Genomic DNA, 12,365 nt, shown 5'->3' with positions numbered 1-12,365 from the left:
CAAGGCTAGGAATAGGTGGCACGTTCAAGGAGATCATGGCGTATCCCTGAGTCTTTTACCAATATTGAACCCTGAAGGGCTCCAATGAATCGATGCCTATTTCACGCGAGGAATTATGATGACGTGAGTCGGCTCAGCAACTTTAGACTCACCAACCAGCTCAATGGTTCCCTCGCCACCACCGGCCTTTGAAATCTCCTTAGCGTCACGCTGCAATTCCTCTGCAACAGAACCACCCTTCAAGGATTTCATCGACCCACCGACTCGAACCAGGGGGAGAGACCAACGAGCCAGTTTCCCTAAAGGCGCAACTGCGCGGGAGGTAACTACATCGGCGCCACCAATGGCTCTTACCACATCTGGTTCTTCCGCACGGCCACGGATAACATCGCAACCCAGCTCAAGCTCATCATTGATCTCTTGGAGAAAGTTATAACGACGCAACAGCGGCTCTAAAAGTTGAACCTTAAGATCCGGGCGTGCGATAGCCAACGGTATGCCCGGAAGACCCGCACCAGATCCAACGTCGATCACTCGCTGACCCGGATCGATTACTTCGCCAAGGACTGCAGAGTTAAGAACATGACGTTCCCAGATACGCGGCACCTCTCTCGGACCGAGCAAACCTCTCTCTATCCCGGCAGATGCTAGAAACTCTGCATATACACGAGCGAGGGGAAGCCGATCCCCAAACACGTCCTCGGCTATCGCTGGTGGTTCACCCAACTGAGGGTTGGCAACGGTGGAATCGTCCTGATTCGCCATCTGGGCACTCCTTCAAAAGGTGGGAGGATGGGCATGTTTCACGTGAAACCACGCCGAATGTTTCACGTGAAACATTCAAACTGATGTACTCCGCCCATTCTATAGCCACTAGCCGGAACGACAGCACCCGGGAAGGGGAGCAGGGCAAACAAAAAACCGCCACCTCATAGGTGACGGTTCTATAAGTAATTGGCAACGTACAGTAGCGAGCTACTACCGCTTCTTGCCCTTCTTCTTTGGATTATTCGGACGCGCTCCGACCTTAGGAGCAGAGGTACGCTTCGAAGCGGCAACTGCCTCCTTCTCGGCCTCTTCTTCTGCATCCATCTTCTTGTAGAGGAAGAACTGCTGCAAGTAGGACCACGTCATGTTCGTGACCATGTACAGAGCCAGACCAACCTGCCATGCGAAACCACCCAGCAGGTAAAGAACCGGCATAACCCAGAGCATGAGTTTCTGCATCATGTCCATCTGCATCTGCATCTGCTGAGCCTTAGGATCATTCCCCTTAGCCGGGGATGCCTTGCGGCGCTTTGCAGCGCGATCCATAGACATGCGTGCGGAGAAGTGCATCAGAACAGACGCTACGAGCATCATCGGCACGACAACAACAATGATGTTGGTCCGCGTAAAGTCCACCACGCCATCAGCGGAAAACGCGCGGTAGTTCTGAGGATCCATGGAAATGAAGCCAGAAATCGGGGTACCAAAGATACGCGCATCGAGGAACGATTGAACCTCATCTACTCCGAAGAAATAGTTTGGCGTGTTTCGGGTTTCCTCAACGGACATCCCCAACTGGCCCACACCATTACCGGTACGGTTGAACGAACGCAGCACGTGGAACAGGCCAAGGAAGATCGGCATCTGCACCAGCATCGGCAAGCAGGAAGCCAAAGGGTTAACGCCCATTTCCTTCTGCAACTTGCGCATCTCGATCGCCAGCGTCTGTCGATCATTCTTGTACTTCCGTTGCAGCTCCTGCATCTTCGGCTGCATTTCTTGCATCTTGCGGGCCGAGCGCAGCTGATTCGCCATCGGCTTCACCAACAAAATACGGATGGTGAAAACGAGGAACATGATCGCTAGCGCCCACGTGAATCCCGAGTCCGGGCTGAGGACGTAGCTGAACAGCTTATGCCAGAACCACAAAACGCCGGACACTGGATAATAAATAAAATCCATGGCGACTCGAGGTTTCTCCTGATATTGGTCTAGTAAGGCCTATGTTGCTGACGACCCAGCTAGCAGTTCCACAAACGAACAGCCTAACGGTGTCGCCTGCTCCACAGGCGCAAGGGACGACGAGGAGGGACAGGATCCCAACCTCCCGGATGCCATGGCCCACAGCGGGCCAATCGACCTAGCGTAAGTATTGACCCTTTAATCAGACCATGTCGGCCGATAGCGATTAAAGCGTAGTTACTGCACGTAGGTTCAAAACGGCACGTTGGCCCCATTTTAAGGGGTGAAACATAACTTTGGTAACCAAGGATTACTCGGCGAGCCATTCGAGCTCCGAGGCCGCGCTTCCGCGACCTACCCTCGTGCGCGTTAACCGTGCCTTCTGCACCGTCACCGGGGGAGGGCCCGTCGGATGCAGCTACGCACATCACCGACCAACTCCTCAAAGCTTGCCTCGGCGCTCTTCGGCAAAGCGCGGATCACCAAAGTTGTTCCAGCTGGGAAATCCAGTTTGCCTTCATCTAATACAGTCCGAAAGGCATGGCGAATCTTGCGTGATGTATTATGCCTGGTCACAGCGTTTCCAACGGCTTTGGAGACAACCAGTCCCATCCGCGGTCCAGCTGTGGCTGCCTCTTGTAAGGGTGCCGGCAAAGCCTCGGCCCCTTCACCCCCCACTAAAACATGAACCACCACAGTGCGGCTACCTTTCTTCCGGCCGTTCCGAATCGTCTTCCCAAACAGGGAAGTTGACCGAAGCCGGTGCTTAGGAGCTAGCACAATGGTGGCTCTTTCTTTTAATTGACGCCCCTACGACAATCCACCCCAAGATTCTTGGGGTGGAGGGAACGTCGATGCCTTACTTAGGCAGTGAGGGACTTGCGACCCTTGTTGCGGCGTGCGGAAACGATGGCACGGCCAGCGCGGGTACGCATGCGGGTACGGAAACCGTGCACGCGTGCACGACGACGGTTATTGGGCTGGAAAGTACGCTTGCCCTTGGCCACGGTACTTCACTCCTTAACATTCATTAGCTGTGCGCACACCGCATATGACGACAGCAGGCAGCCCAGCGCTAAAGAAGCTGGGATATTGCTTAGCCAGCGATGCGCCCACAAATTTAAGTGGACAGTTGTACCGGCAATCTCCGAGAAGAATGGCGCCGATACCGGAGGCACCCGATAGGCAGCGTGGTGAACTGCTGCCACATATGGGTTGCCATAGACGGGTCAAGGATACGTGCTGTGACGTAAGTTATCCAAATTTTAGAGACGGCGCCCTCGAAGAGGATGCAGCTGTCTCTAATAAATACTCGTCAGAACATCATTGGATGTCTCCAGAAGGCACCTTCCGGTTTCAACGAAACCAACGGGGTGGAAGTAGGTGTGTAAAGCCTAGATCTAAGTTCGTCAAATGACGATGGACCTTGTGGAAAACTCCCTCACCCCCAAACACTAAACCTTTACTTTACACCCTATTTATGCAGGTAGAGTGAATATTGAGGCTCTGATTAGAGTTATCCACAAGGAGCCTGTACCTTGGGGATAACATGTGAAGAGAAGTTATCCACAGGTGTGCATAACTATGTGCAAATGCAGGATATACGGCATTTCCCACTGTGTACGACGAGGTGAACAACTACATAAAAGAGGGAATTGAGAACCACCGCTGGTTTAACCCCCCGTTTACCTCTACGCCACCCCCGAAAACTCTTACGCTGAAAACAGCCCTGACCCTGGAGCCCCTATGAGCAACTCGAATTTCTCTATCGAGGAACACTTTCCCGACATGTGGGATGCCATCATGCACGATTGGCTCGCGGATAGCTCCTCCGCCAATCCCGACCCCGATCTTCCACCTATCTCCCCCAAACAGCGTTCACTTCTGCGCAAGGTCAAACCGGTGGGGCTTATGGGACGGATCGTCGTGCTTGAAACACCCAATAAGTGGACCAAGGAATCGATCGAAAAAGACCTCATCGATCCCATCAAGCATGTCCTCAAAGCTCGTTTGGATCTTTCCGTCAGCCTTGCGATCACCAGCACGAATGGGGAATCCGTAGAGGCAGAATCAGGGGAACCCAAGCAGGGCACACAGTCTGAGAGTGACACTGAAACGGCAGGCGATATCCACGAAGGGGCGTCAGAAAAAAGTTCGGTAGCTACCGCAGACGACCTATCAACCTTCCAGGTAGAAGCACTGGTTCACCAAGCACAGGAAAAAGACGGCTCGGCGGCGGAGACTGAGGAAGAAGCTGCTCAGCGACGGGAGCACGATGCCGATGCTCTTGCAGGGCAATACGCTGCGACGGAAAACCACATCGATCCGAATCCATCCCCCACACCGACACATTGGACAAATAAGGAACAAGCTCACCGGGTACCGCCGCGACAGAACGTTGCGCCGCAGCCTTCATCGAACTTCAACGATGGGCTGGATGGCGATTCTCTGCTGAACAAGAACTACACGTTCGACAGCTTCGTTGTTGGCTCGTCGAATAACTTCGCCGCCGCAGCCTGCCGGGCTGTTGCAGAAGCACCCGCAAAGGCCTACAACCCTCTGTTTATCTGGGGTGAATCCGGGTTGGGGAAGACCCACTTGCTGCATGCAATTGGACACTATGCCAAAGAGCTACAGCCAAATATGCGGGTGAAGTACGTGAGTTCCGAAGAGCTGACGAATGACTTTATTAACTCCATCGCCAATGACACCCGTGAATCCTTCAAGCGGCGCTACCGCAATCTAGACATGCTGATCGTTGACGATATCCAGTTCCTTCAGAACAAGGAATCGACGCAGGAGGAGTTCTTCCACACTTTCAATGCATTGCACCAGGCAAATAAGCAGATTGTGCTGAGTTCCGACCGACCTCCACGACAGCTGACCACGTTGGAAGATCGCCTGCGCACTCGCTTTGAAGGCGGACTGATTACCGATGTTCAGACTCCGGACCTAGAAACGCGCATTGCGATTCTCACGAAGAAAGCAGAATCCGACAATGTGCAGCTACCCGAGGACGTCAAGGTACTGATCGCGAGCCGCTATGAGAAATCGATTCGTGAGCTCGATGGTGCTTTGATCCGCGTGACGGCCTATTGCGCGCTTAGCCATGAACCGCTGACGGTGGAAACTGCAGAAATTGCGTTGCGCGATATTTCGCCGGCCGATCAGGATGTGGAAATTGTTCCTCAGCATGTGATTGAGGTGGTGGCAAACTACTTCAATCTCACCACCGACGAGCTCATAGGCAAGGGTAGGGCCAAGAAGTTTGTGCAGGCTCGGCAGATCGCAATGTATCTCTGCCGAGAACTGACGGATCTTTCTCTGCCGAAGTTGGGAAGTGCTTTCGGCGGACGCGACCACACCACGGTGATGTATGCCGAACGTCGCGTGCGCGAATCCCTGTCGGAGAACAAGAAGGTGTTCGATCAGGTGCAAGAACTCACACAAAAGATCAAGTCCCATGCCCGGGATTAGCCCCGTCGTCTGACCTTTCCACCCCCTATGGAGCGGCCGGGGAGCGAGTTACCCACAGTTTTCCCCAGCTTTACTGAGTTATCCACAAGCAGCCTGGGGATAACTCACGATTCCCTGACCTTTGGTAGACCGGGATTCAATCGAGTTATCCACAATTCCACAACGTTTTCCACAGATGTAATTCCAAACTTGTAATTCAAGGGGTAGCAACGATGTGTCTTAAGAGTTCTCGAAATCAGCATGGAGAGTTGGATGGCTCACACCACAGCCCAATGACCCCTGGGGAAAACTGCGTCTAAACTGGGTAAACAGCAGTGGACAGATTGTGTACAACTCGCAGGGCAACCGAGTTATCCACATTGCAAATGCGTTATTCACAGTTCATCCACCGACGCATCAACATCCGAACCCACGTCCTGACATGCATGGATTAGGGTTTGTGCACAGGATCCACAACACCTACTACGACTGCTATCTTTCTAAATAAAAGGGAATAAACAGAAATAGAGCTTGTGGGTTAATCTTGATCAGACGAACCTCGAGAAGAACGAGACGCTCGAGCACGACGAAGACACGGAAGTTAGATTGAGCATGGATAGCCAGACAGTGAGTTTCATTGTTCCCAAGGATGACTTCGCATCTGCCCTCGGTTGGGTAGCCCGCTCCCTTCCCAGCAAGCCCACCCAACCCATCTTGCGCGGTGTGATGATCGTTGCCGATGACGAGGGATTGGAACTTTCCGGATTCGACCGTGAGGTCTCTACCCGAGTACGCATCAACGCCGAGGTCAACGAGCCCGGAAAGATTTTGGTTGCCGGAAAACTGGCTTCCGATATTGTCGGCTCCCTGCCTAACAAGCCAATCAATATCGAGTTCGATGGCACGACTGTGACTCTGAAAACAGGTAAGTCCAAGTTCGAGCTCCCGGCAATGACGATCGAGGATTATCCAGTACTACCGGATCTGCCGGATGTCACAGGCACTATCGATCCAAACCTCTTTGCTGAATCTATTGCGCAGGTCGCTGTTGCAGCTGGTCGTGATGACACGTTGCCAATGCTTACTGGCGTACACGTAGAAATCGACGGCGAAGATGTAATTATGGTTGCTACCGATCGCTTCCGTCTGGCCGTCCGCAACTTCCAGTGGAATCCCGCTCAGGCTGATGCGCAGGCAAAGCTGTTGATTCCAGCTCGGACTTTGGCAGATACCGCCCGTTCCATGGATCCGGCCAACACGGATCCAATCGAGATTGCCGTCGGTACAGGCGAAGACATTGGTGCAGATGGCCTTCTGGGTATTTCCACTGAATCGCGTCACACCACGACACGCCTTTTGGATGCAGAATTCCCGAAGTTCCGCCCACTGCTTCCTAAGACGCACACGGCTTTGGCAAGTGTGGAAATTGCTCCTCTGCAAGAGGCCATCAAGCGCGTCTCCATCGTCGCTGAGCGGAACTCGCAGATTCGGATGGATTTCAAGGACAACACCGTTACCCTTTCTGCAGGCGGTAGCGATGTTGGCTCCGCAACGGAAACCTTGGATTGTGCTTTTGCCGGCGAACCACTGGTTATTGCCTTTAACCCCAGTTACCTCAAGGAGGGGCTGGCGGCCATCCACACTCCGCGCGTGGTCTTCGGTTTCACCATGGCTTCTCGCCCCGCGATCCTTCTCCCCGATCCAGGCGAGTTGCCGGAAGCAGACGCTGAGGGGAACTTCGCTACCCCGGAAACGGACTTCACCTACCTGCTGATGCCAGTGCGCCTGCCGGGCTGATCCCGAGAATACGAAAACCAAGGCAAGCCTTCAGCTAACTGTGTACGTCTCCAATCTCCGTCTGAGCAATTACAGGTCGTGGGAGGAACTCGACCTGCAGCTTAGCCCTGGTATTACGATCTTTTCTGGGCCTAATGGCCACGGAAAGACCAATATCGTTGAGGCACTCGGTTACCTTGCTCACCTCAGTTCCCACCGCGTGAACTCGGACGCAGCACTTGTGCGACGCGGTGAAGACATCGCCAATGTGTCCGCCACGGCCGTGAACAATGGTCGCGAACTCACAGCCCACCTCGCCATTCGCGCTCGGGGTTCGAATCGCGCTCACATTAATCGCACGGCCATGAAATCTCCCCGTGATCTGCTGGGTGTGGTGCGAACGACGTTGTTCTCGCCAGAAGACCTGGCCTTGATTAGAGGCGAGCCGGAGCAACGTCGCCATTTCTTGGACACAATCATGATTGCCCGTTACCCGCGCCTCGCAGCAGTTAAGGCGGACTATGATAAAGCTCTACGACAGCGCAATGCACTTCTCCGGCAGTCTGCTTTTGCCCTGCGCCTTGTTGTCGGTGCTCCGAAGGGAGCTAGCCATAACCTATCCGAGGAGATCAAGGCCGACGCGGAATCTGCGTTGGCCACCCTTGATGTCTGGGATAGCCAATTGGCCGCCTTGGGTGGACAGATCATGTCTGCACGCGTGCAAATCGTCTACGATCTAGCTCCACATTTACAGCAGACCTACCAATCGTTGGCACCACAGTCGCGTCCGGCGCACATGTCCTATACGTCGACCATCGACGCGGACCTGACCGAACTGGGGATTCATCTAGGTGTGAGCGAACCCGACCAGCCCACCGCATTGCTTAGCCCGGAGATTGCCGAGGCTACCTTGCTGCAAGCCTTCGCCACGAAGCGTCCTCAGGAGGTCGAGCGTGGTACCACACTTCTTGGCCCCCACCGCGATGACGTTAACCTGATGCTGGGTCATCAACCGGCGAAGGGATACGCATCTCATGGTGAATCATGGTCTTTTGCTCTTTCCCTGCGCCTCGCTGCGTTTTTTATGCAGCGCGGTGATGGGGTCGAGCCCGTCGTTATTCTCGATGATGTTTTTGCGGAACTCGATGCTTCTCGACGCCACCATCTCGTTAACCTCATCTCCAGCGCTGAGCAAGTGTTGATCACGGCGGCAGTGGATGAGGACATTCCCGAGGCCTTGCGGGATGTTGCGCAGATTTACACTATTGAGGAGTTGAAAGCTCAACCTCAAGAAGTGTCTGACTATGCGGTGAAGGGTGGCGAAGACAGTGTCGATTGATCCTGTTGCGCAAGCCCTCGATGCTATGAAACAGGCGGGCGGTTCTCCTCAGGCCGAGTTGCCGATGGTGGCGTCACCACGAAAAAAGAAGAAGAAAACATCGGGTGGGCCGACAAGATACAGGACCCGAATGGATGGCCGATTAGATCGCAGCTATCGTGATCCGAAGCGTTTTGGCTCGTTGATTGGGTTAGAGATCAAACGGCAAGGTTGGCAGCAGCGAGTAAGCGTTGCCAGGATTATGAATGCATGGCCAGAGCTTGTGGGTGACAAAATTGCCGAACACACTCGGCCTGTGCGCTATGAAGAGGACTCGCAGGTGTTGGTAATTGAGTGCGATTCGACTCCGTGGACTACCCAGCTGCGTTATATGCAGACTGTGATTCTGCAGGCGATCGCGAAGCGTGCAGGGGAGGATGTGGTGGCTCAACTTCGCATTGTGGGTCCCAATATTCGGAGGCCGAAGTATGGCAAGCTCCGCGTGCAGGGGCGGGGGCCACGGGATGACTTCGGATAAGTCAGTTGGGAGTATCAACTGATTCTGAATGGCCCAAACGGCCTGTCCAATGGCACCTTTTGGCCTCCAACGCGCTAGAATAGGGTGGTTATTTACGCGCGAGAGAAGGAGTTTGACCCACCGTGGCTGAACCACAGAAGCAGAGCGACTACGGCGCGAATTCGATTACGATCCTCGAAGGCCTGGAGGCCGTTCGAAAGCGCCCCGGCATGTACATCGGTTCCACCGGTGAGCGTGGCTTGCACCACCTGGTGTGGGAAGTTGTGGACAACTCGGTTGACGAGGCCATGGCAGGTTATGCCAAGGAAGTTAGCGTAACGCTATTGGCCGACGGTGGCGTAGAGGTCATCGACGATGGCCGTGGTATCCCGGTGGAGGATCACCCGACCGGCCCGCCGACCGTGCAGGTAGTTATGACGCAGCTGCACGCAGGCGGCAAGTTCGACTCGGACTCTTATGCAGTATCTGGTGGTCTACACGGTGTGGGTATTTCAGTGGTTAACGCCCTGTCCACTCACATGGAGACCGAGATTAAGCGCGATGGCTACCTGTGGCTCCAGAGCTTCAACGCGGCTGTGCCTGAGGAGTTGCAGCGCGTAAAAAAGGCTCGGGGCACCGGCACGACACAGCGATTTTGGCCGGATCCAGAGATTTTCGAAACCGTTGAGTTCAACTTCGACACGGTGGCTAAGCGCCTGCAGGAGATGGCTTTCCTGAATAAGGGTCTGACCATCAAGTTGATTGATGAGCGCGAACATCTTGAGGACGATGAGGAGCTGGAGAGCGCAGCAGAGGATGCCGCAGCTCCAAAGTCCGCGGAGGAGAAGGCTGCAGAGGCTGAAAAGAAGAAGGGTCCGCGCACCCGCGTATTCCACTACCCAGAGGGTCTGAAGGATTACGTTGCGTACATCAACCGGAAGCGCACCGCGATCCACCCGACGATTGTTTCCTTCGAAGCGGTCGGCGAGGATCACGAGGTTGAGGTTGCTCTGCAGTGGAACAGTGGTTTTAGCCAGTCTGTTCATACTTTTGCTAACACCATCAATACTTTTGAGGGCGGTACTCACGAGGAAGGTTTCCGCGCGGCCTTGACCTCGTTGATGAACCGTTATGCTCGTGATCACAAGCTGCTGAAGGCAAAGGATCCGAAGCTCAGCGGTGATGATGTGCGCGAAGGTCTAGCAGCCGTCATTTCCGTTCGCGTTGGCGACCCGCAGTTCGAGGGTCAGACGAAGACCAAGCTTGGAAACACCGAAATCAAGGGCTTTGTGCAGAAGGCTGTGAACGAGCACCTGGCCGATTGGTTGGATGCGAACCCAGCAGAGGCAAAGGCCATTATCGACAAGGCAGTCGCTTCTGCCCACGCACGCGATGCCGCACGCAAGGCTCGCGACATGGTGCGCCGCAAGTCGGCCTCCGATATCGGCGGCCTGCCGGGCAAGTTGGCCGATTGCCGTTCGCGTGACCCGAAGCTCAGCGAGCTGTACATCGTGGAGGGTGACTCTGCAGGTGGTTCCGCTAAGTCCGGCCGCGATTCCATGTACCAGGCCATCCTGCCGCTACGCGGCAAGATCCTGAACGTGGAAAAGGCACGCATGGATAAGGTGCTGAAGAACAATGAGGTTCAGGCCATCATTACGGCTCTGGGCACCGGTATTCACGACGAGTTCGACATTAAAAAGCTGCGCTATCACAAGATCGTGCTGATGGCCGACGCCGACGTGGATGGTCAGCACATCGCCACCCTGCTGCTGACCTTGCTGTTCCGCTTTATGCGTCCGCTGGTGGAAGAGGGCTATGTGTACCTGGCCCAGCCGCCGCTGTACAAATTGAAGTGGGCTAAGGGCGAGCCGGGCTTTGCCTTTAGTGATCGCGAGCGTGACGAGCAGTTGGAAGAAGGCTTGGCACAGGGACGCAAGATCAACAAGGATGACGGCATCCAGCGCTACAAGGGTCTGGGCGAGATGAACGCCAAGGAGCTGTGGGAGACCACCATGGATCCGACGGTACGTACGCTGCGCCGCGTGGACCTGGAAGATGCTGCTGCCGCCGATGAGATCTTCAGCGTGCTGATGGGTGATGATGTTGTGGCACGCCGCAGCTTCATCACTAAGAACGCCCGCGACGTGCGCTTCCTGGACGTTTAGTTCCAGCCGGCATCGCCGAAGCGCTCGTGGATTTGCGCCGTCACCTCACCGAGGCCATCACGAACGCCCACCGAAATGGTGGGCGTGAACAGGCCATCGCCTGAATACCCCGCGACGTGCGCTTATTTGTTGTTTAATCGAATGTTGTGAGCGATTCGAAACCCCAAGCGAAGTACACTTCCACGCCGGCACGTCGCCAGCCCACTCTGGTGCCAGTCACGATGGCCGACGGCTCAACCTCGCAGATGCGTATCTTCCTGCCCGGCACCCCACGGGTAGGGGAGAAGGTTGTTAATGACGCCACCGCCTCCAGCTCCGCTGAGAATCCCGTGCAGGATCTGGTGAATGCTGGGTGGGATCGTACTCGTCCCCTCATTGTGATCTGGCCTGGTTTTGGAATGGGCGCTCGGTACTACGACCCCATTGCATGGGAGCTGGCCGACCGCGGCTATCCGGTGATCTCCGGTGAACTGCGCGGTCAGGGTACATCTACGGCGGTAGCCACTCGGAAGCATAAGTGGGGTTATCACCACCTGGCCTCTGGGGATTATCCCCGAACGATCCGCGCGGCAAAGGAAGCGTTGGGCGTCAATAAGAATCACCCGACACTTATGTTGTGCCATTCGATGGGTGGACAGATCGGCTCGCTGTTCCTAGCTAGGCCTGAAGCTAAGGAGCTGGGGATTCACGGCATGATCGGTGTCGGCTCTGGAACGCCTTACTACCGGGGCTTTAAGGGGAAGCAATACGCGCGATTGCGTTTCGGAACGTACCAGATCATGCTGAATATTCTGTTATTCGGCTATCAGCCTGCGGGTTTTTTGGACCTAGCGGGTTATGGACGTCAGTCCGGCGTGCAGCTGCGCGAGTGGTTCCGCTATGGTCACACCAACCGTCTGCACAAACTGGCGGATCAGGATATGGACTACGAAGAAGCTAAGAAAGCTGTTCGTATTCCTATCTTGCTCACCCGCTGTACGAATGACGAGGACTGCCCGCTTGCTTCCGCAGAACACCTGGGGGCAGAGTTGCCCGCGGATATGGTGACGATTGAGGAACTCGACGCGCCGCTGGGACACAATCGCTGGGCGCGTGAACCGCAAGTCGTGTCGGATCGGCTGGAGACGTTCTGGCGCGAGATCTCCGCCTAGGAGGTAAAACAAAACCCGCGCTCCCTGAA

At 55.1% G+C, this 12,365-nt stretch carries 11 protein-coding genes; 6 read left to right on the top strand and 5 right to left on the bottom strand.

What is annotated here, in order from left to right; genetic code table 11:
* Window positions 1-96 precede the first annotated feature (96 nt).
* The 5 genes from rsmG to rpmH all read right to left on the bottom strand — a co-directional run bounded on the left by rsmG (window position 97) and on the right by rpmH (window position 2,957).
* Complete coding sequence (gene rsmG / locus ACWXWJ_RS05585) at window positions 97-765, bottom strand: 16S rRNA (guanine(527)-N(7))-methyltransferase RsmG (protein ID WP_473963786.1); 669 nt, start codon at window positions 763-765, stop codon at window positions 97-99.
* A gap of 213 nt (window positions 766-978) precedes the next feature.
* Entirely contained in the window at window positions 979-1,950 is a 972-nt protein-coding gene (gene yidC, locus ACWXWJ_RS05580) for a membrane protein insertase YidC (protein WP_473963785.1), read from the bottom strand.
* Window positions 1,951-2,033: 83 nt separating this feature from the next.
* Window positions 2,034-2,276, bottom strand: a complete 243-nt coding sequence (yidD, locus tag ACWXWJ_RS05575; protein ID WP_293792289.1) for a membrane protein insertion efficiency factor YidD — start codon at window positions 2,274-2,276, stop codon at window positions 2,034-2,036.
* A 64-nt stretch (window positions 2,277-2,340) separates the two neighbouring features.
* A complete protein-coding gene (gene rnpA, locus ACWXWJ_RS05570; RefSeq protein ID WP_448307908.1) occupies window positions 2,341-2,730 on the bottom strand; it encodes a ribonuclease P protein component in 390 nt (129 codons plus the stop codon).
* 83 nt (window positions 2,731-2,813) lie between these two features.
* On the bottom strand, window positions 2,814-2,957 hold the full coding sequence (rpmH, locus tag ACWXWJ_RS05565) for a 50S ribosomal protein L34 (protein WP_005292556.1): 144 nt from the start codon (window positions 2,955-2,957) through the stop codon (window positions 2,814-2,816).
* 739 nt (window positions 2,958-3,696) lie between these two features.
* On the opposite strand from rpmH, the gene dnaA reads away from it, so the two are divergent.
* The 6 genes from dnaA (at window position 3,697) to ACWXWJ_RS05535 (ending at window position 12,336) form a co-directional block, all read left to right on the top strand.
* A complete protein-coding gene (dnaA, locus tag ACWXWJ_RS05560) occupies window positions 3,697-5,427 on the top strand; it encodes a chromosomal replication initiator protein DnaA (RefSeq protein WP_473963784.1) in 1,731 nt (576 codons plus the stop codon).
* Window positions 5,428-6,018: 591 nt separating this feature from the next.
* Window positions 6,019-7,203 carry a DNA polymerase III subunit beta gene (gene dnaN / locus ACWXWJ_RS05555; protein WP_473963783.1) on the top strand — a complete coding sequence of 395 codons (1,185 nt, stop codon included), beginning with the start codon at window positions 6,019-6,021 and terminating at the stop codon, window positions 7,201-7,203.
* Window positions 7,204-7,243: 40 nt separating this feature from the next.
* Window positions 7,244-8,521, top strand: coding sequence for a DNA replication/repair protein RecF (gene recF / locus ACWXWJ_RS05550; protein WP_473963782.1), 1,278 nt, complete (start codon window positions 7,244-7,246; stop codon window positions 8,519-8,521).
* 130 nt (window positions 8,522-8,651) lie between these two features.
* Window positions 8,652-9,038 carry a DciA family protein gene (locus tag ACWXWJ_RS05545; RefSeq protein ID WP_473963781.1) on the top strand — a complete coding sequence of 129 codons (387 nt, stop codon included), beginning with the start codon at window positions 8,652-8,654 and terminating at the stop codon, window positions 9,036-9,038.
* Window positions 9,039-9,160: 122 nt separating this feature from the next.
* Window positions 9,161-11,185 (top strand): DNA topoisomerase (ATP-hydrolyzing) subunit B, encoded by a 2,025-nt coding sequence (gene gyrB, locus ACWXWJ_RS05540; protein WP_473963780.1) that lies wholly within the window; start codon window positions 9,161-9,163, stop codon window positions 11,183-11,185.
* Window positions 11,186-11,331: 146 nt separating this feature from the next.
* Window positions 11,332-12,336: an alpha/beta fold hydrolase gene (locus ACWXWJ_RS05535; RefSeq protein ID WP_473963779.1), complete on the top strand. Its 1,005-nt coding sequence runs from the start codon at window positions 11,332-11,334 to the stop codon at window positions 12,334-12,336.
* Window positions 12,337-12,365: the final 29 nt, after the last annotated feature.

Source organism: Corynebacterium sp. p3-SID1761 (genome assembly GCF_055862885.1).
This window is presented reverse-complemented; position numbering and strand designations above follow the sequence as displayed.